The 21,361-nt window shown below is 63.7% G+C and carries 14 protein-coding genes; 5 read left to right on the top strand and 9 right to left on the bottom strand.

Annotation, left to right across the window (positions count from 1 at the left end; genetic code table 11):
• Positions 1 to 304: 304 nt before the first annotated feature.
• Positions 305 to 1,069: an exodeoxyribonuclease III gene (gene xth / locus ACXZ1M_RS21955; protein ID WP_459049746.1), complete on the top strand. Its 765-nt coding sequence runs from the start codon at positions 305 to 307 to the stop codon at positions 1,067 to 1,069.
• On the opposite strand, the gene ACXZ1M_RS21950 is transcribed toward xth, so the two are convergent.
• The 8 genes from ACXZ1M_RS21950 to prpB form a co-directional block, all read right to left on the bottom strand.
• A complete protein-coding gene (locus tag ACXZ1M_RS21950) occupies positions 1,066 to 4,332 on the bottom strand; it encodes a bifunctional diguanylate cyclase/phosphodiesterase (RefSeq protein ID WP_459049745.1) in 3,267 nt (1,088 codons plus the stop codon). The two genes, xth and ACXZ1M_RS21950, sit on opposite strands and share 4 nt — an antisense overlap.
• A gap of 127 nt (positions 4,333 to 4,459) precedes the next feature.
• Positions 4,460 to 6,136, bottom strand: a complete 1,677-nt coding sequence (locus ACXZ1M_RS21945) for a cation acetate symporter (RefSeq protein WP_459049744.1) — start codon at positions 6,134 to 6,136, stop codon at positions 4,460 to 4,462.
• The gene (locus ACXZ1M_RS21940) at positions 6,133 to 6,441 is read right to left on the bottom strand and encodes a DUF485 domain-containing protein (protein WP_459049743.1); all 309 of its coding nucleotides are present in this window, start codon (positions 6,439 to 6,441) and stop codon (positions 6,133 to 6,135) included. The genes ACXZ1M_RS21945 and ACXZ1M_RS21940 overlap by 4 nt, the downstream gene beginning before the upstream one ends.
• A gap of 82 nt (positions 6,442 to 6,523) precedes the next feature.
• Positions 6,524 to 8,392 (bottom strand): propionate--CoA ligase, encoded by a 1,869-nt coding sequence (locus ACXZ1M_RS21935; RefSeq protein ID WP_459049742.1) that lies wholly within the window; start codon positions 8,390 to 8,392, stop codon positions 6,524 to 6,526.
• Between the two features lie 114 nt (positions 8,393 to 8,506).
• Positions 8,507 to 9,688: a 2-methylaconitate cis-trans isomerase PrpF gene (gene prpF / locus ACXZ1M_RS21930; protein ID WP_459054062.1), complete on the bottom strand. Its 1,182-nt coding sequence runs from the start codon at positions 9,686 to 9,688 to the stop codon at positions 8,507 to 8,509.
• A complete protein-coding gene (gene acnD / locus ACXZ1M_RS21925) occupies positions 9,688 to 12,285 on the bottom strand; it encodes a Fe/S-dependent 2-methylisocitrate dehydratase AcnD (protein ID WP_459049741.1) in 2,598 nt (865 codons plus the stop codon). Before acnD ends, prpF begins: the two co-directional genes overlap by 1 nt.
• Positions 12,286 to 12,287: 2 nt before the next feature.
• Complete coding sequence (prpC, locus tag ACXZ1M_RS21920; protein ID WP_459049740.1) at positions 12,288 to 13,436, bottom strand: bifunctional 2-methylcitrate synthase/citrate synthase; 1,149 nt, start codon at positions 13,434 to 13,436, stop codon at positions 12,288 to 12,290.
• Between the two features lie 92 nt (positions 13,437 to 13,528).
• Positions 13,529 to 14,416 (bottom strand): methylisocitrate lyase, encoded by an 888-nt coding sequence (prpB, locus tag ACXZ1M_RS21915; RefSeq protein WP_459049739.1) that lies wholly within the window; start codon positions 14,414 to 14,416, stop codon positions 13,529 to 13,531.
• A 145-nt stretch (positions 14,417 to 14,561) separates the two neighbouring features.
• On the opposite strand from prpB, the gene prpR reads away from it, so the two are divergent.
• The 4 genes from prpR (at position 14,562) to ACXZ1M_RS21895 (ending at position 18,919) form a co-directional block, all read left to right on the top strand.
• The gene (gene prpR / locus ACXZ1M_RS21910; RefSeq protein ID WP_459049738.1) at positions 14,562 to 16,214 is read left to right on the top strand and encodes a propionate catabolism operon regulatory protein PrpR; all 1,653 of its coding nucleotides are present in this window, start codon (positions 14,562 to 14,564) and stop codon (positions 16,212 to 16,214) included.
• 101 nt (positions 16,215 to 16,315) lie between these two features.
• Entirely contained in the window at positions 16,316 to 17,188 is an 873-nt protein-coding gene (locus ACXZ1M_RS21905) for an alpha/beta fold hydrolase (protein ID WP_459049737.1), read from the top strand.
• 4 nt (positions 17,189 to 17,192) lie between these two features.
• Positions 17,193 to 18,227 (top strand): sensor histidine kinase, encoded by a 1,035-nt coding sequence (locus tag ACXZ1M_RS21900; RefSeq protein ID WP_459049736.1) that lies wholly within the window; start codon positions 17,193 to 17,195, stop codon positions 18,225 to 18,227.
• Positions 18,227 to 18,919, top strand: a complete 693-nt coding sequence (locus ACXZ1M_RS21895) for a LytR/AlgR family response regulator transcription factor (RefSeq protein ID WP_459049735.1) — start codon at positions 18,227 to 18,229, stop codon at positions 18,917 to 18,919. The genes ACXZ1M_RS21900 and ACXZ1M_RS21895 overlap by 1 nt, the downstream gene beginning before the upstream one ends.
• Positions 18,920 to 18,926: 7 nt before the next feature.
• Here the strand turns inward: ACXZ1M_RS21895 and ACXZ1M_RS21890 are convergent, their stop codons facing one another.
• A complete protein-coding gene (locus tag ACXZ1M_RS21890; RefSeq protein WP_459049734.1) occupies positions 18,927 to 21,356 on the bottom strand; it encodes an FtsX-like permease family protein in 2,430 nt (809 codons plus the stop codon).
• Positions 21,357 to 21,361 lie beyond the last annotated feature (5 nt).

Here is a 21,361-nt window from a genome sequence, read left to right as displayed (position 1 = left end):
TTTTTAGTTGCTAAACAGAAATACAAGTTTTCCATTCAATTTGTACCAGTATATTTCCTTTTTGCTTACTTTGTCTTGTTTTTCAGTTCTATTTTGACAACAACGAGACACTATTGGCAATTTTTTTTTAATTTCACACATTTTGCAACATTTTATGCCCTCCGGGCTCCGGAGCGAAGCGGTTTTTCATGTTTTTTCATACAGCTTTACAAACCTGCAAGTAGATCTGTTAAATCCCAATGCTGTAAGATGCAAGCCAGCCCGGGCAACCGCCCTCCCCGAACCCGCAAGGAACCTCAGCATCATGAAATTAGCCACCTGGAATGTTAACTCTTTGAACGTAAGACTGCCGCACGTTATGAAATGGCTAGAGGAGAACCCCACGGATGTGCTATGCATTCAAGAAACAAAATTAACTGACGACAAGTTTCCGCTGGCCGCCATCGAAGCCGCCGGTTACCACGTGGCGTACTCAGGTCAGAAGACCTATAACGGTGTGGCCATCATTTCCAAGTTGCCGCTGGCGGATGTTGTAAAAAACAATCCAAAATATCCCGATCCGCAGCAACGTATCCTTGCGGCAACGGTCGACGGCGTGCGCGTGGTCTGCGCCTACGTGCCGAACGGCCAAAGCGTCGACTCCGACAAATACGAATACAAGCTGGCCTGGCTGTCGGCCTTCCACGACTGGATCAAAGAAGAGGCGGCGCAGCACCCGCAGTTGGCGGTGCTGGGCGACTACAACATCGCGCCGGAAGACCGCGACGTGCACGATCCGGCCGCGTGGGAAGGCCAGGTGCTGGTGTCGGACAAGGAACGCGCGGCGCTCAACCGCCTGCTGGAGATCGGCCTCACCGACTCCTACCGCCTGTTCGAGCAACCGGAAAAATCGTTCAGCTGGTGGGACTACCGCGCACTGGGCTTCCGCTTGAACAAGGGCCTACGGATCGACCACATCCTGCTGTCGGCGGCGCTGGTCAAGCGTTGCAGCGCCTGCGTCATCGACCGCGTGCCGCGCAAATGGGAACAGCCGTCCGATCACGCACCGGTGATCGCCACGCTGGACTAGCAGCGCGGTAGCAGCAGCTGGGCCGTCACGTGCGGCACCGGCTGCGAGAACAGATAGCCCTGCGCGAACTGGCAACCGTCGCGCTGCAGCAGGGCGTACTGCCCTTCCGTCTCCACGCCCTCCGCCACCACCGACAGCTGCAAGCTGTTCGACAGCGCGATGATCGCCGCCACGATGGCGCGGTCTTCCGCACTCTCTTCCAGATCCTTGATGAAGGCGCGGTCAATCTTGATCTTCTTGACCGGGAAGCGCTTCAGGTAAGCAAGCGACGAATAGCCGGTGCCGAAATCGTCGATCGACAGCCGGATGCCCATGGCGTTGATATGGCCGAGAATCTCCAGCGTCTGCTCGCCGTGCTCCATCAGCGCCGTCTCCGTGATCTCGAATTCGATCAGCGCCGGATCGATGCCGGTTTCGTCGAGGATGGCGCGGATCGACTCCACCAGCCCGCGATGCATGAACTGGCGCGGCGACAGGTTGACCGCCAGCGGCACCGGCGTCATGCCCTGGCTTTGCCACGCCATGCTTTGCCGGCAGGCCTGGCGTATCACCCACTCGCCGATCGGCACGATCATGCCGTTTTCCTCGATGATGGGAATGAACTGGTCCGGCGTGATCAGCTCCGTGCCGCCGCGCCGCCAGCGCAGCAGCACTTCCATCGCGTGCAGGCGGCGCGTGCCGATGTCCATGATGGGCTGGAAGTACAGTTCGAACTCGCTCGCCGCCAGCGCGCCGCGCAGGCTGGACTCGAGCTCGAAGTGGCGCGCCGCCGTCTGGTTCATCGCCTCCTTGAAGAACTGGTAGTTGTTACGGCCGCTGGCCTTGGCGTGGTACATGGCGCCGTCGGCGTTGCGCATCAGCGTTTCGACGTCGGCGCCGTCGTCCGGATAGACGCTGATGCCGATCGATGGCGTGATGTGCAGGTTGCGACCCTCCAGCGGGAAGCTCTCGGCCAGCGCCTCGATGATCTTCTCGGCCACCTGGCTGGCCTCCTCGTTGCCGCGGATGCCGGGCACCAGCACCACGAATTCGTCGCCGCCCAAGCGGGCCACGGTGTCGCTGGCGCGCACCGCGCGGCATAGGCGGCTGGCCACTTCCTTGAGCAACTGGTCGCCGGTCATGTGGCCCAGCGAATCGTTGATCATCTTGAAGCGGTCAAGGTCGATGAACATCACCGCCAGCTTGCGCTCGGTGCGCTGGGCCGCCAGCATGGCGCGGTCCAGGCGGTCCGACAACAGCGCGCGGTTCGGCAGGCCGGTCAGGCTGTCGTGGTAGGCCATGTGGTGCACACGCGCCTCGGCCTGGCGGCGTTCGACGATCTCGCCCTGTAGCTGGGCGTTGGCGCCGGCCAGTTCGGCGGTGCGCTCCTGCACCCGCAGCTCCAATTCGTCGCGCGCGCGCGCCACCGCTTCGGCGGCCTCGCGCCGCGTGGTGATATCGTCCACCAGCCACACCGAGCGGCCGTTGGCCTGTTCCAGGTCGAAGGGACGGCCCGACAGGCGTCCCCAGAAGGTGCTGCCGTCCTTGCGCACCAACTGGTACTCGGCGACGTTCACCTGGCCGCGACGGAAGTCGTCTGCGGTGGCGGCGCGCGCTTCGTCCCACTCTTCCTTGCTGGCGTAGAAGGCCTGCACGCTCAGGTGGTTCATCTCGCCCGGCCCGTAGCCGAACAGCTCTTCCATCTTGCGGTTGCAGCGCAGGTTGCGGCCGTTCTCCACCACCGAAATGCCCAGCACCGCGCTGTCCAGGATGGCCTGGTTCTCCAGCAGGGCGTTGCGCAGCGCCTCCTCCGCGCGTTTCTGTTCGGTGCGGTCCTCGATCACCCAGATCGTGCCCTGGGTCGGATCTTCCGGATTGACCACGTAGCCGATCAGCTGCGCCCACAAGGTGGTGTCGTCGGCGCGGCGCATTTCGATCTCGGTCTGGAACGGCTTGCCGATCGAGAGGAAGGGATAGGCTTCCGCGCCGAGCCGGTCGTAGGCCTCCTGCGACGGGTACAGCGCGCGGCCCGGCAGGCTCAGACCGGATTGTTCATCATAGCGGAACATCTCGGCGAAGCCGCGGTTGTAGCGCGTGATCATGCGGTTCTTGGTGAACAGGATGCTCATCGAGGCGTTGGTCATGATGGCCTCGACCTCCATCTGCGTCTGTCGCGAATCCGTCACGTCTTCCAGGATCCAGATGGTGCCGCCGCCGCGATGCTCGTTGTCGATGGCGCGCGCGCGCACGCGGCACCAGATCAGGCTACCGTCCTTGCGCTTGAATTGGTAGGCATCTTTTTCATAGGGCTGGCCGGAGCCCAGCATCGGCGCGGCCTGCTTGCCGAATTCCTCGTAATGCTGCTGCGACTGGAACAGGATCACGGAAGGCCGCCCTTCCATCTCGTCCGGCGTGTAGCCGAACATCTCCGCCATGCGCGCATTACAGCTCAACATCAGCTGCTCTTTGGTGAACAGGATGCCGACCGAGGCGTTATCCAGGATAGCCTTCTGCTCCAGCAGCATGCGGCGCAGTTTTTCTTCGTCCAGCCGGTGCTCGTTGATGTCCTCCATGATCCACATGGTGCCATCCTGGGTATGCATCGGATCGATGGCGCGGCCGAACAGGCGGGCCCAGAACAGCGAACCGTCCTTGCGGCGCACCTGGATCTCGGCGGTGAAGGACTGCCCCTGCGACAGCGGCGGCCCGGCCTCCGCACCCAGCCTGGCGTGATCTTCCTCGCTCGGATAGACGATCACGCTGGCGGCGCCTTCCAGCTCATGACGGCTGTAGCCCAGCATTTCGGCGCAGCGGATATTACATTCGAGGATCATGCCGCCCTTGCTGAACAGGATGCCGACGGCGGCGTTTTCCAGGATGGCCTGCTGCTCCAGCAGCGTTTTGCGCAGCGCGCGCTGGTCGCGCTGGACTTCGGTGATGTCGTGGAAAACGATGGTGACGCCCGTGACGCCGGCAGCGGACGGCAAGGGCTTGCACCATGCCTCCACCGACAGGTACTGGCCATCGGCGCAGGTCAGGCAGCTGTCCCAGCGTCCGATGCTATCAGCGCTGGCCAAGTTGGCGATGCTGGCCGCGCGCACATGGCGGGCAAACAGGTCGCCGACCGGCCGGCCGGCCGGATCGAGCCCCAGCAGAGCGGTCAATTCGGTATTCGCGGCCAGCACCATCCCCTCCGCGCTGCAGGCGCAGGCGGGCACGCCGATCAACGCCAGCGCGTCGGCTACAAAATCAGAATGGGGCGACTCATCATACCTAGGGAGCATAGTTGGCAGATCATAAACCACATTAGTGGCATTCGCCATTAAAGCCGCTTAATGGACCAACCGTGCGCTCCTAAAAACGACAATGCCCGGTGAACCGGGCATCATCTGCGGACATCTTGTCAAATTATCAGTGCGCGGTGGCGCCGGCGGCGCCGATGCCGGTTTCGGAGCGCATCTGCTGCGCCTCGTAGCCGGCGCGGTCGATGCGTGCACGGGCGCTCTTGTCCAGCATCGAGAACACGTAGATGCAGACGAAGGCCAGCGGCATCGAGAAGATCGCCGGCGACGCGTAAGGGAACAGCGCCGCAGTGTGGCCCAGCACATCCACCCACACCGATTTCGACAGCACCGTCAGCACCACGGCGGTAATCAGGCCGATAAAGCCGCCGACGGTGGCGCCGCGCGTGGTGCAGTCCTTCCACAGCACGGCCATGAACAGCACCGGAAAGTTGGCCGACGCCGCGATCGCGAACGCCAGCGACACCATGAAGGCGATGTTCTGCTTCTCGAACAGGATGCCCAGCACCACGGCGACGATGCCGAGGATGATGGTAGTCACGCGCGACACCTTCAGTTCGCTGGCGCCGCTGGCCTTGCCCTTCTTGATGACCGTGGCGTACAGGTCGTGCGACACGGCCGATGCGCCGGACAAGGTCAGACCGGCCACCACCGCCAGGATGGTGGCGAAAGCCACGGCCGAGATAAAGCCAAGGAAGACGTTGCCGCCGACAGCTTTGGCCAAGTGGACCGCCGCCATGTTGTTACCGCCCAGGAGTTTGCCCGCCGCGTCCTTGAACTCTGGATTGGTGCTCACCAAAACGATGGCGCCGAAGCCGATGATGAAGGTCAGGATGTAGAAGTAGGCGATCCAGGTGGTGGCCCAGAACACCGACTTGCGCGCTTCCTTCGCGCTCGGTACGGTGAAGAAGCGCATCAGGATGTGCGGCAGGCCGGCGGTGCCGAACATCAGCGCCATGCCGAACGAGATCGCGGAGACCGGGTCCTTGATGAAGGTGCCCGGTCCCATGATGGCTTCCTTGTTGGCGTGCAGTTCCACCGACTTGGCGAACAGCGCCTCGGGGCTGAAGTTGAACTGCGCCAGCACGGCGATGGCCATGAAGCTGGCGCCGCCCAGCAGCATCACGGCCTTGATGATCTGTACCCAGGTGGTCGCGGTCATGCCGCCGAACAGAACGTAGATCATCATCAGCGTACCGACCAGCACCATCGCGATCCAGTATTCAAGGCCGAACAACAGCTTGATCAACTGGCCGGCGCCGACCATCTGCGCGATCAGGTAGAACGCCACCACCACCAGCGTGCCGGAGGCGGCGAAGATGCGGATCGGCTCCTGCTTGAAGCGGTAGGCGGCAACGTCGGCGAACGTGAAGCGGCCCAGGTTGCGCAGGCGCTCGGCCATCAGGAAGGTGATGACGGGCCAGCCGACCAGGAAGCCGATGGCGTAGATCAGGCCATCGTAACCGTTCAGGAACACCGCTGCGGAGATGCCGAGGAAGGATGCGGCCGACATGAAGTCGCCGGCGATGGCCAGGCCGTTCTGGAATCCGGTGATGCCGCCGCCGGCCGTGTAGAAGTCCGACGCGGAGCGCGTCTTGGCGGCGGCCCATTTGGTGACGAACAGCGTGAATATGACGAAGGCGCCGAACATCAGGATGGCGGTCCAGTTGGTGGGCTGGCGCTCGGCCTGGCCGAGGTCCGCACCGGCCGCCAAGGCGGCGCCGCTGGCGGTGGCCAACAGGATCAGCGACAGCGGCGCCGCGAGCTTGCGAATCAGGGCGTTCATGCTTTCACCTTCTCTTGAATCGCGTGGGTCAGTTCGTCGTAACGGTTGTTCGCGCGGCGCACGTACACGCCGGTGATGAGCACCGTGAACACGATGACGAACAGGCCGATCGGCATGCCCCAGGTCATGACGCCGTCGCCGGTTTTCGCGGCGAGGAATTCTTTATCGAATGCGATCAGCAGGATGTAGCCGTAGTAGACCAGCATCATCAACGCGGTGAGCGTCCAGCCGAAACGGGAGCGCGACTTGACCAGCTCATGATAGTTGGGGTCGCGCTTTATTTTTTGTACGAGGTCGTCGTGCATGGTGTGTCTCCTTCTTTTATATGTGCTGCCACATTAAAGGAGGAGACTTACCGCTTGCTTACGTCCACCTTTACGTGCGCTGTTATTTTTCCAGCGCGCGTTGAATCTGCTGCAGCGATGCAGGATCTTCGATCGACGTCAGGTCGCCGGGATTGCGGCCTTCGCAAATCGCCTGGATCGAACGACGCAGCAATTTTCCCGAGCGCGTCTTCGGCAACTGCGTTATGAAGTAGACGCGCGCAGGACGCGCCACCGCGCCGAGCTGGCGATCCACAACGGCCATGATGTCCTGCTCGCTCGTGGCCGCGTTGGCATCCTTGAGGATCGCAAACGCCACCGCCACCTGGCCCTTGATCTTGTCCTCCACGCCCACCACCGCCACCTCGGAGACGTTGGGATGGCTGGTGATGGACTCCTCGATCTCGCGCGTGCCGAGCCGGTGCCCGGCGACGTTGATCACGTCGTCGGTGCGGCCCAGGATGAAGTAGTAGCCGTCCGCATCGCGCACGCCCCAATCGAAAGTCGAATACAGCATCGTGCCGCCGGACTCGGTCCAGTAGGTATCGACAAAACGCTGATCGTCGCCGTACACGGTCTGCATACAGCCAGGCGGCAGCGGGCCCTCGATCATCACCACGCCTTTCTCACCAGCGCCGCACTCCGCGCCGGTGGACTCGTTCACCAGCTTGACCTGGTAGCCGTACATCGCCACGCCGGGACTGCCCAGGCGCGTCGGCGCATCGTCCACACCCTGCGCGATGGACAGAATGGGCCAGCCGGTCTCGGTCTGCCAGTAGTTGTCGATGATCGGCACGCCCAGCTCTCCGGAGATCCAGCTCGACGTTGTTTCATCGAGCGGCTCTCCGGCCAGGTACAGCGCCTTCAATGACGACTTGTCGTACTTGCGCATGAAGTCCGGTGCCTGCTTGCGCAGCACGCGGATCGCGGTCGGCGCCGAAAACATGCGCGTGACCTTGTACTTCTCGACGATGTTCCACCAGATGCCCGGATCGGGACAGATCGGCAAGCCTTCGTACATGATGGTCGCCATGCCCGCGATCAGCGGACCATAAACAATGTAAGAGTGGCCCACCACCCAGCCGATATCCGAAGTGGCGAAGAAAGTCTCGCCGGCCTTGGCGCAGAAGTTGTACTTCATCGACGCCGCCAGCGCCACCGCGTAACCGCCGACATCGCGCTGCACGCCCTTCGGCTTGCCAGTGGTGCCGGAGGTATAAAGAATGTACGACGGCTCGTTCGACTCCAGCCACGTTACTGGCACATGCGCGGCCAGATGCGACGCGCGCAAGGCGGCGTAGTCGACGTCGCGCCCTTCCACCCTGTTCATGGGCGCCAGGCCGCGATCAACCAGCAGCACCCGTGACGGCTTGGCCGAGGACAGTGAGATCGCCTCATCCAGCAGCGGTTTGTAGGGAATGGCCTTGCCGTTGCGCGAGCCGGCATCGGCGGAGACGATCAGCACCGGCTTGGCGTCGTCGATGCGGCTGGCCAGGCTGTTGGCGGCAAAGCCGCCGAACACCACCGAGTGCACCGCACCGATGCGCGCGCAGGCCAGCATGGCGAAAGCGGCTTCGGCGATCATCGGCATGTAGATCAGCACGCGGTCGCCTTTGCGCACGCCGAGCGCCTGCATCATGGCGGCCCAGCGTTCGACTTCGGCTTTCAGTTCGTTGAAGGAGTAGCTGCGCTCCGTGTTGGTTTCGGTGGAGATGGCGATCAGCGCGGGCTGGTCGCCCTGCGTGGCGCACCAGCGGTCCACCGCGTTGTGACACAGATTGGTCTTCCCGCCCACGAACCAGCGTGCGAATGGCGGATTTGAATAATCCAGCACTTGCGTGCAGGGCGTGTTCCAGTCGATGAGCGCAGCTTCGTCCTGCCAGAATTGTTCAGGCGTGGCGATAGAGCGCTGATAAAAATCAGCGTACTTCATGTCTCCTCCAGTTGTTCAACTTCGGGGTCAGTTCCGACATTCGGACACGAGCACAACCGTAGCGCCCGCTACGGTTGGGCTCGTGTCCGAATGTCGGAACTGACCCCGAATTAGTTAGGCAGGTACGCGTACCCAGCCTTCCATCAGCACGCGGGCGCTACGGCTCATGACCGCTTTTTTTACGCTCCACTCTCCGTTCTGTTGTACCGCTTCCGCGCCGACCCGCAAGGTGCCGGATGGGTGGCCGAAGCGCACCGAGCCGCGTTCACCGCCGCCGGCAGCCAGGTTCACCAGCGTGCCCGGAATCGCCGCCGCTGTGCCGATGGCCACCGCAGCGGTGCCCATCATGGCGTGATGCAGCTTGCCCATCGAGAGCGCGCGCACCAGCAGGTCGATATCGCCGGCAGCCACTTGCTTGCCGCTGGAGGACACATAGGTCGCCGGCGGCGCCACGAAGGCCACCTTCGGCGTGTGCTGGCGCGTGGCCGCTTCGCTCAAGTCCTTGATGAGGCCCATGCGCAGCGCGCCGTGTGCGCGGATGGTCTCGAACATCGCCAGCGCCTTGCTGTCGCCGTTGATGGCGTCCTGCAGCTCCGTGCCGGTGTAGCCGATGGCGTCGGCGTTGATGAAGATGGTCGGGATGCCGGCGTTGATCATGGTGGCCTTGAGCGTGCCGATGCCGGGCACTTCCAGGTCATCCACCAGTTTGCCAGTCGGGAACATCGCCCCACCACCGCCCTCTTCTTCCGCCGCCGGGTCCATGAACTCCAGTTGCACTTCGGCGGCTGGGAAGGTGACGCCATCGAGCTCGAAGTCGCCGGTCTCCTGCACTTCGCCGTTGCTGATCGGGATGTGGGCGATGATGGTCTTGCCGATATTGGCCTGCCATACGCGCACCACGGCGACGCCGTTCTGCGGCACGCGCGCCGCGTCAACCAGGCCGCCGCTGATGGCGAACGCGCCCACCGCAGCGGACAGGTTGCCGCAGTTGCCGCTCCAGTCGACGAAGGCCTTGTCGATCGAGACCTGGCCGAACAGGTAGTCGACGTCGTGATCGGGCTTGCTACTCTTCGACAGGATCACCGTCTTGCTGGTGCTCGAAGTCGCGCCGCCCATGCCGTCGATCTGCTTGCCGTAGGGGTCGGGGCTGCCGATCACGCGCAGCAGCAATTGGTCGCGCGCGGCGCCGGGCTGCTGCGCCGCCTCCGGCAGATCCTGCAGACGGAAGAACACGCCCTTGCTGGTGCCGCCACGCATATAGGTGGCGGGGATTTTTATTTGCGGTTTATGAACCATCATGCAGCCTTTGCTGATTCAAGGAAGTCCTGCGCGAAGCGCTGCAGCACGCCGCCGGCTTCGTAGATGGACACTTCTTCCGCCGTATCGAGACGGCAGGTCACCGGCACGTCCAGGCGCTCGCCGTTGCGGCGATGGATCACCAGCGTCAGCGTCGAGCGCGGCGTGCGGTCGCCGATCACGTCGTAGGTTTCCGTGCCGTCCAGCGCCAGCGTCAGACGGTTCACGCCCGGCTTGAACTCCAGCGGCAGCACGCCCATGCCCACCAGGTTGGTGCGATGGATGCGCTCGAAGCCCTCGGCCACGATGGCCTCCACGCCCGCCAGACGCACGCCCTTGGCCGCCCAGTCGCGCGACGAGCCCTGGCCGTAGTCGGCGCCCGCAACGATGATCAGCGGCTGCTTGCGCTCCATATAGGTCTCAATCGCTTCCCACATGCGCAGCACCTGGCCTTCCGGTTCCACGCGCGCCAGTGAGCCGGCTTTCACTTTGCCGTCCGTATCGCGCACCATCTCGTTCTTCAGCGTTGGATTGGCGAAGGTGGCGCGCTGCGCGGTCAGGTGGTCGCCACGGTGGGTGGCGTAGGAATTGAAGTCCTCTTCCGGCAGACCCATTTTGTGCAGATACTCGCCGGCTGCCGAATCCATCATGATGGCGTTCGACGGCGACAGGTGGTCGGTGGTGATGTTGTCGCCCAAAACCGCCAACGGACGCATGCCGCTCAGCGAGCGCTTGCCAGCCAGTGCGCCTTCCCAGTACGGAGGACGACGGATGTAGGTGGTCTGCGGACGCCAGTCGTACAGCGCGCTGACCGAAACGCCGTCATCCGCCTGCTTGGCAAACATCGGAATGTAGACCTTGCGGAACTGCTCCGGCTTGACGGCGCTGGCGACGATGGCGTCGATCTCTTCGTCCGTCGGCCAGATGTCCTTCAGCGTCACCGGCTGCCCGTTGGCGTCGATGCCTAGCACGTCCTTCTCGATATCGAAGCGGATGGTGCCGGCGATGGCGTAGGCCACCACCAGCGGCGGCGAGGCCAGGAAGGCCTGCTTGGCGTATGGGTGAATGCGGCCGTCGAAGTTCCGGTTGCCCGACAGGACGGCGGTGGCGTACAGGTCGCGCTCAACCACTTCCTTCTGGATCACCGGATCGAGCGCGCCGGACATGCCGTTGCACGAGGTGCAGGCATAGGCCACCACGCCGAAACCGAGCTTTTCCAGCTCAGGCATCAGGCCAGCTTCTTCCAGGTACAGCGTCACGGTCTTGGAGCCAGGTGCCAGCGATGACTTCACCCACGGCTTGCGCGTCAGGCCGCGCGCGTTGGCGTTGCGGGCCAACAGGCCTGCGGCGATCATGTTGCGCGGGTTGTTGGTGTTGGTGCAGCTGGTGATGGCGGCGATGATGCAGGCGCCGTCCGGCATCAGGCCCGGCTCATTTTCTACCACGCCGCTGATGCCGCGCGCGGCCAGCTCACTGGTCGGCACGCGGCTGTGCGGATTCGATGGGCCGGCGATGTTACGCACCACGGTCGACAGGTCGAACGTCAGCACACGCTCATACTCTGCGCTGGCCAGCGCATCGCCCCACAGGCCGGTCTCCTTGGCGTAGGTTTCCACCAGTTTAACGGTTTCGTCATCGCGACCGGTCAGCTTGAGGTACTTGATGGTCTGCTCGTCGATGTAGAACATCGCGGCGGTGGAACCGTATTCCGGCGCCATGTTGGAGATGGTGGCGCGGTCGCCCAGCGTCAGGTGCGAAGCGCCTACGCCATAGAACTCCAGGTAGGACGACACCACCTTCTGCTTGCGCAGGAATTCGGTCAGCGCCAGCACGATGTCGGTGGCGGTGATGCCCGGCTGCGGCTTGCCGCTCAGCTCAACACCGATGATGTCCGGCAGTCGCATCCACGATGCGCGACCGAGCATCACGCTCTCCGCTTCCAGGCCGCCGACGCCGATGGCGATCACGCCCAGCGCATCGACCATCGGCGTGTGCGAGTCGGTGCCGACCAGCGTGTCCGGGAAGGCCACGCCGTCCACGGACTGAATCACCGGCGACATGCGCTCCAGATTAATCTGGTGCAGGATGCCGTTACCCGGCGGGATCACGTCGACGTTCTTGAACGCCTTCTTGGTCCAGTTGATGAAATCGAAGCGGTCTTCGTTGCGGCGGTCTTCAATCGCGCGGTTCTTGTCGAAGGCCTGTGGATCGAAGCCGCCGCATTCCACCGCCAGCGAGTGGTCCACCACCAACTGCGTCGGCACCACCGGATTGACCTGCGCCGGATCGCCGCCTTGCAGCGCAATCGCGTCGCGCAGGCCGGCCAGGTCGACCAATGCGGTCTGGCCCAGAATGTCGTGGCACACCACGCGCGCAGGGAACCATGGGAAGTCCAGGTCGCGCTTGCGCTCGATCAGCTGCGACAACGAGGCGTTCAGCGTGGCCGGATCGCAGCGGCGCACGAGGTTTTCAGCCAGTACGCGCGAGGTGTACGGCAGTTTGGCCCAGGCGCCTGGCTGGATCGCATCGACAGCGGCGCGCGCGTCGAAGTAGTCTAGCTGGGTGCCCGGCAAGGGCTTGCGGAAATTGGTGTTCATGATTATTGACGGTCCTTGATCGGGACGAATTGCAGGTCTTCAGGGCCAACGTAGTTGGCGCTTGGGCGAATGATCTTGTTGTCGATGCGCTGCTCGATGATGTGCGCCGACCAGCCGGAGGTGCGCGAGATGACGAACAGCGGTGTGAACATCGCGGTCGGCACGCCCATCATGTGGTACGACACGGCCGAGAACCAGTCCAGGTTCGGGAACATCTTCTTGATTTCCCACATGACGGATTCGAGGCGCTCGGCGATATCGAACATCTTGGTCGAACCGGCTTCCTCGGACAACTGACGCGCCACGTCTTTAATAACCACATTGCGCGGATCGGAAACCGTGTACACCGGGTGACCGAAGCCGATCACCACTTCCTTGTTGGCGACGCGGTTGCGGATATCGGCTTCCGCTTCGTCCGGATTGTCGTAGCGCTTCTGGATTTCGAAAGCGACTTCGTTGGCGCCGCCGTGCTTGGGACCGCGCAGCGCGCCGATGGCGCCGGTGATGGCCGAGTGGATGTCGGAGCCGGTGCCCGAGATCACGCGGCTGGTGAAGGTGGACGCATTGAACTCGTGTTCCGCGTACAGGATCAACGAAGTATGCATCGCGCGCACCCACGAATCGCGCGGCTTCTCGCCGTGCAGCAGGTGCAGGAAGTGGCCGCCGATGGAATCGTCGTCGGTTTCCACTTCGATGCGCTTGCCGTTGTGGCTGTAGTGATACCAGTACAGCAGCATGGAGCCGAAGGACGCCATCAGGCGATCGGCGATGTCGCGCGCGCCTGGGGTGTTGTGGTCGTCCTTTTCCGGCAGCACGCAGCCCAGCACGGAGACGCCGGTGCGCATCACGTCCATCGGATGGGCGGAGGCAGGCAGTGCTTCCAGCGCCGACTTCACCGCTTGCGGCAGGCCGCGCAGCGAGCGCAGTTTGGCTTTGTAGCCGCGCAGCTCGGACTCGGTCGGCAGTTTGCCGTGCACCAGCAGGTAGGCGATTTCTTCGAACTCGCAGGTGGTGGCGACGTCCAAAATATCGTAGCCGCGATAGTGCAGGTCATTGCCGGTTTTACCGACGGAGCACAGCGCGGTGTTACCGGCGGCGACGCCGGACAGGGCGACGGATTTTTTAGGCTTGAAAGTGGTGGCTTCGGTCATTTACGGTCTCCGGTAAGCCGTCATTCCCGCGCAGGCGGGAATCCATACCCTGCATGGGTTCCCGCCTGCGCGGGAACGACGGCGGTGGTTAATTATTTTTTCTGTGCGGCGAACAGTGCATCCAGCTTCTGTTCGAAATCGTGATAGTTGATGCGCTCATAGAGTTCGGCGCGGGTCTGCATGGTGTCGACCACGTTCTGCTGCGTGCCGTCGCGGCGGATGGCGCCGTAGACGTTTTCCGCCGCCTTGTTCATGGCGCGGAAGGCCGACAGCGGATACAGCACCAGGCCCACATCGGCGCTGCGCAACTCGTCCACGGTGAACAGCGGCGTCGAACCGAATTCGGTGATATTGGCCAGCACCGGCACCTTGACGGCGGCGGCGAATTTTTTATACATATCGAGACTGATCATCGCTTCCGGGAAGATCATGTCGGCGCCCGCTTCCACGCAAGCGACGGCGCGCTCGATGGCGGCGTCCAGGCCTTCCACGGCCAGCGCATCGGTGCGGGCCATGATGACGAATTGGTCGTCGGTGCGCGCATCGACGGCGGCGCTGATGCGGTCGACCATCTCCTGCTTGCTGGCGATCTCCTTGCCCGGACGGTGGCCGCAGCGCTTGGCGCCAACCTGGTCTTCGATGTGCATGGCGGCGGCGCCGAACTTGATCATCGACTTGACGGTGCGGGCGACGTTGAAGGCGGAAGCGCCGAAGCCGGTGTCCACATCGACCAGCAGCGGCAGGTCGCACACGTCGGTGATGCGGCGCACGTCGGTCAGCACGTCGTCCAGATTGGAGATGCCCAGGTCCGGCAGGCCGAGCGAACCCGCCGCCACGCCGCCGCCCGACAGGTAGATCGCCTTGAAGCCGGCGCGCTTGGCCAGCAGCGCATGGTTGGCGTTGATGGCGCCGACAACCTGCAATGGGGATTCTTCCTGGACGGCTTTGCGGAACGCGGCGCCTGCGGAGTAGTGACTCATGGTGTGACCTTTCGGTGTTGCGTTAAAGTTGGCTTCACTAGTGCAAGGGCTGTGCCAGACCATCAAGCTATATAAATCAACAAGTTACGCGTACACTACTGTTTCACAATGAAACAGTGAAACAAAATTGAACTATAATTGAAACATGCGCCATTCTACGCCCCTGCCCTTCGACGCCAACGAGAAACCGGTTATCTGGACGGTTTCCGTCTCGCGCCTGTCCGATCTGTTCCGCGACATCACACTGGAATACGACAACCTGGCCACCATCGAGCCGATCAACCTCGGTTTCGACGAAGCGGCGAAACACATCCGCGAACGCCTCGCCACCGAGCGTTGCGACGCGGTGATCGCGGCCGGCTCCAACGCCGCCTACCTGAAAGGCCGGCTATCGGTTCCGGTGGTGATCGCCAAATTCAGCGGCCTGGATGTGATGCAGGCGCTGGCGCGCGCGCGGCGCGTATCGGACCGCATCGGCATCGTCACCTATCAGGAGCGGCTGGCGGAGCTGGCGGAATTTGCCAGCACCTTCGGCTTCCAGGTCGAGCAGCGCACCTACGTCACCGAGGAAGACGCGCGCGCGCAGATCAACGATTTGAAAGCGGCCGGCATCAAGGCCATCGTCGGCGCCGGGCTGATTACCGATCTGGCCGAGGAAGCGGGACTGACCGGCGTGTTCGTCTACTCGGCCGCTTCGATCCGTCACGCGTTTGACGATGCGTTGGAAATGGCACGCTTGACGCAGCTGGAATCCAACCGCAGCCGCGTGCGCGGTGCGGTGGTGACGGACACGCTGCGCGCCAAACACGGCATCAACGATCTGCGCGGCGACTCGGCGGCGATGGAGACGGTGCGGCAATCGGTGGTGCTGTATGCGAAGTCGCCGGCGACCGTGCTGATACAAGGCGAAACCGGCTGTGGCAAGGAGCTGGTGGCGCAAGCCATCCACCGCGAGGCGCCGCGCACGCTGGGGCAGAACCGTCCCTTCGTGGCGGTGAACTGCGGCGCGATTGCGGAATCGCTGCTGGAGTCGGAACTGTTCGGCCACGAGGAAGGCGCCTTCACCGGCGCACGGCGCGGCGGCCATGCGGGATTGTTCGAAGCGGCCAATCGCGGCACGCTGTTCCTCGATGAGATAGGCGAAATGCCGCTCACGCTGCAAACGCGCTTGCTGCGGGTGCTGGAGGAGCGTGAGGTTGTGCGTGTGGGCGGCACGCGACCGATACCGGTCAGCGTGCGCATCATCAGCGCCACGCATTGCGATCTGGAGCAGCGCGTGCGCGAGGGCCGCTTCCGCGCGGACCTGTTCTACCGGTTGGCGGTGCTGCGCCTGACGCTGCCGCCGCTGCGCGCGCGCGCCGAAGATGTGCTGCCGCTCGCGGAGTGGTCATTGAAAAACGCGCTGGCCTCGTTGGGTGCGCGGCCGCATCCGAACCTGCATGCGGAAATGGCGGCCTGCGCGCCGCTGCTGCAGCGCTACGACTGGCCGGGCAACATGCGCGAGCTGCGCAACCTGACCGAGCGCCTGGCGCTGTTCCTCGCGGCCGAGCCGCTGCAAGCGCTGACGCCGGCCTTTGTCCTCAGCGTCGCCCCGGAGCTGGCAGCGCGGCCGGAAGCGCCGCTCATCGCCAACAGCGCCGCCGCATGGAGCGCCGATGATCCAGCCGCCGGCGCTCGGCCGCAAGCGGAAACCGTGGCCAACGTCCTGGCCCGCTTCGGCGGCCGCCGAGACGCCGCCGCCGACTACCTCGGCATCAGCCGCACCACACTCTGGCGCAAACTCAAGGCCGAAGGCTGATTTACCGCTCATCACGGCTGCAAACCGTTCATCCCAAATCCGTCGCCGCCGCCGCGACGCACCGATAGCATGGCTCCACTTACTCACCAACGGAGAACACCATGCTGATCAAATCCATCGCCGCCCTTGCCGCCGCCCTCACCCTCGGCCACGCCGCAGCAGCACCAGCAACAGCGCATCCCGCCTTCAAGGTCGACGTCACCGGCACCGGCGCACCGATCATCCTGATTCCCGGCCTTGGCTCCCCCGGCAGTGTGTGGGACGGCACGGTGGCGCATTACTGCGGCAGCGGCAAGCATCAGTGCCACGTGCTGACGCTGGCCGGTTTCGCCGGCCAGCCCGCCATCGACACGCCGCTGTTACCAGCCGTGGAACAGCAACTGAGCAGCTACATCGCCGAGAACAAACTGCAACGCCCAATCGTCATCGGCCATAGCCTGGGCGGCTTCCTCGGCATGAAACTGGCGGCCGGCCACCCGGAACAGGTGGGCCGTCTGGTCATCGTCGACACGCTGCCGGCATTGGGCGCCACCCAGGTGCCGAACATCACCGGCGCGCAGCTTAAACAACTGGCCGAAGGCATGCGCGCCAACATGAAGTCGCAGGACGCGGAAACCTTCAAGGCCGGCCAGATGAACATGCTGCGCACCATGATCACCAAACAGGAGGACATGGACCGCATCAAGGCCGCCGGCAAGCTGTCGGACCGCAACACCGTCATCGACGCCATGGCCGACCTGATGGCCAGCGATCTGCGCGAAGACATCAGCCGCATCACCGCGCCGACACTGGTGCTGGGCACATGGATCGCCTACAAGGACTACGCGCCCAAGCCGGCCATCACCGCCATGTACACCACGCAGTACGCCAAGCTGCCGGGCGTGCGCGTTGAGATAGCCGACAACGCCCGTCACTTCATCATGTACGACGATCCGGCTTGGATGTATGATCGTATCGATAACTTTTTGAACTAAGACCATGAGCCACCAACGCCCCCTGCTTGCGCGCCTGAACTGGTACTGGATCTTCCAGATCGCCGGCTGGGGCTTCCTGCCCCTGTTCGCCGCCGCCATGGGCGCCACGCGCATGCCCGGCCTGCTGTGGGTGATGTGCTGGGGCGCCGCCAGCGGCATCGTCATCTCCGACCTGTGGCACCGGCTGATCAAGCGCCGCGTGCACAGCGGACGGCGGGTCGGCTGGAAGATGGTGCTGGGTGGTGTGCTGGTGCTGGGTACTTTCCACACCGCCGTGCAGTACCTCGGCTTCCTGATGTTTGCGTCGTCGGGCATGGTGCGCGGCTTCGGCTGGATTCCTTCCGCGCTGATGTCGTGGTGGTCGATCTACCTGGTGTGGCATATCTTCTACATGGCCGTGCTGTCGCTGCGGCGCGCCAACCGCGCCGAGGCGGAAGCGCTACGGCTGGAGGTGGCAGCCAAGGACGCCGAGCTGCGCGCACTACAGGCGCAGGTCAATCCGCACTTCTTCTTCAACAGCATGAACAGCGTGCGCGCATTGATTTACGAAGACCAGAACGCCGCCGCACAAATGATCGACCAACTGGCCAGCGTGATGCGCTACGCGCTGCAATCGGGCCATCACGACACGGTGCCGCTGTCGGCGGAGATCGAGGCCGTGCAGGCCTACCTCGCCATCGAGAAGATCCGCTTCGAGGAACGCATGCGGGTCAGCGTGGAAATCGGTGTCGGGCTGGAACTGGTGCGCATTCCGCCGATGGCCCTGCAAACGCTGGTGGAGAACGCCGTCAAGTACGGCGTTGAAACCAGCGCCACAGGCAGCGAGATCCGCATCCGCGCGCAACGCATGGATGATGGCGCTGTGCATATCGAAATCGCCAACCTCGGCGCCATCGTGCCGTTTGCGAATTCCACCAAGGTCGGCCTGGTCAACACGCGCAAGCGCCTGGCGTTGGCACTCGGCGCGAACGCGCAACTGGACCTGTCTGAAAACAGTGGCTGGGTACGCGCCACCCTCACCTTGCCGGAGGCCGCGTAATGCGTGCATTGCTGATCGATGACGAGCGCCTGGCGCGCGCTGAACTGCGCCGCCTGCTGGCGGCGCACCCGGAAGTGGAAATCGTCGGCGAAGCCGTCAACGCCGCCGACGGCCTGCAGCAGATCGCCGCGCTCAAGCCGGACCTGATTTTCCTCGACGTCCAAATGCCCGGCGGCTCCGGCTTCGACATGCTGGCGGCCCTGGAGAATGCGCCGGAAGTGATCTTCACCACCGCCTTCGACCAATACGCCTTGCAGGCATTCGAAGTGAACGCGCTCGATTATCTGCAGAAGCCGATTCAGGCCAACCGCATGGCGGCCGCCCTGCAACGCTGCGCTGTGCGCCAGCGCGCGGCGGTGTCCACGGCGGCCCGCAAGCTGTTCATCAAGGACGGCGAGCGATGCTGGTTTGTGGCGCTGCAGGACATCCGCCTGTTCGAATCCGACGGCAACTACACGCGCGTCTACTTCGGCGACCAACAGCCGCTGATGCTGCGTTCTCTCAACCAGCTGGAAGAAAAGCTGGACCCGCAAAGCTTCTTCCGCGCTAGCCGCCGCCACATCGTCAATATCGACCACGTCGAGCAAGTCGCCCCCAATGATGCGGGCGGTCTTGATCTCACGCTGCGCGACCAGGCGGTGGAAGTCTCGCGCCGCCGCACGCCGCAGTTCAAAGCCTTGACCAGCCTGTAGCTCCGGCCTAACTACGCAGCGCTTCCACCGGCGACAAGCGCATGGCCAACCAGGCATGGCGGCTGATGGCGCTGAGTGCGATCAGCAACGTCAACGCCAGTGCGAACAGCAAGGTCCAGTAGCCCACTGGCGCGTGTTCAACGTAGCCTGCCAGATAGCGCTGAATGGCGATCGCCGCCAGCGGCAGGCCGATCACGGCAGCGATCAGGATCAGTGTTCCGATCTCGCGTAGCACCAGCAGGCCGATGTCGCCGCGCCGCGCGCCATGCAGTTTGCGCAGGACGATTTCCCTGGCGCGGCGTTGCACCGTGTTGGCGGACAAAACGTAGGTGCCGACGCCGGCGATAATCAGCGCCAGACAGGTGGCGCTCGCCAACAGCTTCGCCATGCGCGCATCCTCGGCATAGTTCACGGCCAATACCTCTTCCGCGCGATGCATGCGCAGCAGCGATTCGGGGAAGTAACGCGGCCACAGTTCACGCACCTCGCGTTCGACGTCCGCCATCGGTCCATGCACGCGCGCCGTCAGCGAAGCGCCGGCGGTGCGCAATTCGTAGGCGGTGGAGCGCGGCGCTTCGCGCAGCGAGCGGAAACGCAATTCGGGGGCGATGCCGATGATCGTCTTGCGGATGGTCTTGTTGTCGTAGCCCGTGAACAGTACCGTTTCGCCCACCGCCGCCTCCGGCGACGGGAAGCCGAGTGCGCGCGCGGCGATGGCGTTGATCACCACCGGCACGACATCATCGTCGGTATCCAGGCCGCGCTGGAACAGCCGTCCCGTCACCGGCTGGATGCGCAGCTGTTCGAAGAAATTGGTGCTCACCGACTTCATCTCCATCGTCGCCGCCTGGCCGCCAGGGCGTTGCAGGTCGCGCGACCAGCTCCAGTCAAGACGCCCGACCGGATCGTCCGAAATGGCCACGCCTTCCACGCCGGCCTGCGCCGACAGCGCCGCATGGAATCCGCGCGCCACCGCGCTATCCTTGACGCGTTCCGGCATGTCGACCACTAGCAGTGGCGACGGGTCAAAACCGGGCGATGAGGTCAATGCATAATGCGTTTGCCATGCGATGGCGATGCTGACGCCGGCCAGGCCCATGGCCGCCGCGATCTGTATCACCGTCAGCACGCGTCGCAGCCGCATGCTGGCGCCGGACTCGGTGCCGGGACGGCCGGCCAGCACCTGAGTCGGATGCACGCGCAGCGCAATAACAGCGGGATAAATCGCGCTCACCACGCCCAGCAAGACGCCAATGCCGAAGGCCGCAGCGATATTCGACGCCGTGAACAGATCGTCCAGCTGGCGATTGACCAATTCTGAAAACATCGGCAATGCCAGCCAGGCCAGCAGCAATCCCAGCACCGTGGCCAGCATCGACACCAGCAGCGACTCCAGCATGAACTGCAACGTCAACTGCGGCAGGCCGGCGCCCAGCACCTTGCGCATCGCCACTTCGCGCTGGCGCCGTAGCATCCGCACCGTGGCCAGGTTGACGTAATTGATCGCCGCCAGTACCAGCACCAGCACGGCGATGGCGGCCAGTCCGGCGATCACCACCGGATCGCCACGGTCGCCCACCAGCGCGATGGTGTTACGCAGGTTCTGAGTCAGATAGGCGCCGCGCAATGGCGACAATGAAATCTCCATGGTCTTGCGCTTGCCCAGGCGCGCCATCACCTCGGCAGGAAAGCTTTGTACGCTGGGCGTGTGGTCCACCACCTGCTGCAGACTGTCGGTCAGCGCGGAGATCGAAGTGCCGGGACGGACCCGGATCAGTATCTTGCCGATCCATCCGTGCTCGCCGGTCACCATCTCGTGGCGGACTTCGGCGGCGAAGGTCGAGTTCACGCCGAACAGCATCTCGAACGGTATGGTGGTATTCGAAGGCGGCGTGGCGACGACTGCGCCAACCTGTTGTGGCTTGCCTTCCATATGGACGATGCGGCCGACCACGTCGGCGGTGCCGAAGAAGCGCAGCGCCGCCGCCTCGGTCAGCACGATGCGGTCGGGACGCTCCAGCGCTCCCGCCAGGTCGCCGCGCAGCGCGCGCAGGCCCAGTATGCGTTCAAAGCCAGGAAGCACGACCAGCGCACGCACGCGCAGCATCTTGCGGTCGATGCGCACGGCGATCGGCAGCACTTCTTCACGCGCCGGGATGTAGCTGGTGGCATCAACCACGCCGGGCATTTTCAGCGCCGCGTTCCGCAGGAACATCGGTGCCAGGTCGTACAACGGTTCGGTGGGATCGACATTGAAGCGGTGGCGAACCACGTAGATGTTGTCCACGTCCGGCACGAAGGCGTCGTACTCCAGCGAGTAACGCACGAAGCCAAGCAGCAGCAGGCACGCCGCCAGGCCCGCGCTCAGTCCGAGCATGACCGCCAGCGTGTACGCCGGTTCTTGTATCAGGGTGCGCCAGCCGATGCGAAAGTCCATGTATG

The organism is Duganella paludis (assembly GCF_054461335.1).
This window is presented reverse-complemented; position numbering and strand designations above follow the sequence as displayed.

Excerpts from the sequence above, each read along its gene's own strand:
- xth (WP_459049746.1), top strand. The coding sequence starts at position 305 with ATGAAATTAGCCACCTGGAATGTTAACTCTTTGAACGTAAGACTGCCG.
- prpR (WP_459049738.1), top strand. The coding sequence starts at position 14,562 with ATGCGCCATTCTACGCCCCTGCCCTTCGACGCCAACGAGAAACCGGTT.
- prpF (WP_459054062.1), bottom strand. The coding sequence starts at position 9,688 with ATGGTTCATAAACCGCAAATAAAAATCCCCGCCACCTATATGCGTGGC.
- ACXZ1M_RS21905 (WP_459049737.1), top strand. The coding sequence starts at position 16,316 with ATGCTGATCAAATCCATCGCCGCCCTTGCCGCCGCCCTCACCCTCGGC.
- ACXZ1M_RS21890 (WP_459049734.1), bottom strand. The coding sequence starts at position 21,356 with ATGGACTTTCGCATCGGCTGGCGCACCCTGATACAAGAACCGGCGTAC.
- ACXZ1M_RS21935 (WP_459049742.1), bottom strand. The coding sequence starts at position 8,392 with ATGAAGTACGCTGATTTTTATCAGCGCTCTATCGCCACGCCTGAACAA.
- ACXZ1M_RS21950 (WP_459049745.1), bottom strand. The coding sequence starts at position 4,332 with ATGCTCCCTAGGTATGATGAGTCGCCCCATTCTGATTTTGTAGCCGAC.
- prpB (WP_459049739.1), bottom strand. The coding sequence starts at position 14,416 with ATGAGTCACTACTCCGCAGGCGCCGCGTTCCGCAAAGCCGTCCAGGAA.
- acnD (WP_459049741.1), bottom strand. The coding sequence starts at position 12,285 with ATGAACACCAATTTCCGCAAGCCCTTGCCGGGCACCCAGCTAGACTAC.
- prpC (WP_459049740.1), bottom strand. The coding sequence starts at position 13,436 with ATGACCGAAGCCACCACTTTCAAGCCTAAAAAATCCGTCGCCCTGTCC.
- ACXZ1M_RS21940 (WP_459049743.1), bottom strand. The coding sequence starts at position 6,441 with ATGCACGACGACCTCGTACAAAAAATAAAGCGCGACCCCAACTATCAT.
- ACXZ1M_RS21945 (WP_459049744.1), bottom strand. The coding sequence starts at position 6,136 with ATGAACGCCCTGATTCGCAAGCTCGCGGCGCCGCTGTCGCTGATCCTG.
- ACXZ1M_RS21895 (WP_459049735.1), top strand. The coding sequence starts at position 18,227 with ATGCGTGCATTGCTGATCGATGACGAGCGCCTGGCGCGCGCTGAACTG.
- ACXZ1M_RS21900 (WP_459049736.1), top strand. The coding sequence starts at position 17,193 with ATGAGCCACCAACGCCCCCTGCTTGCGCGCCTGAACTGGTACTGGATC.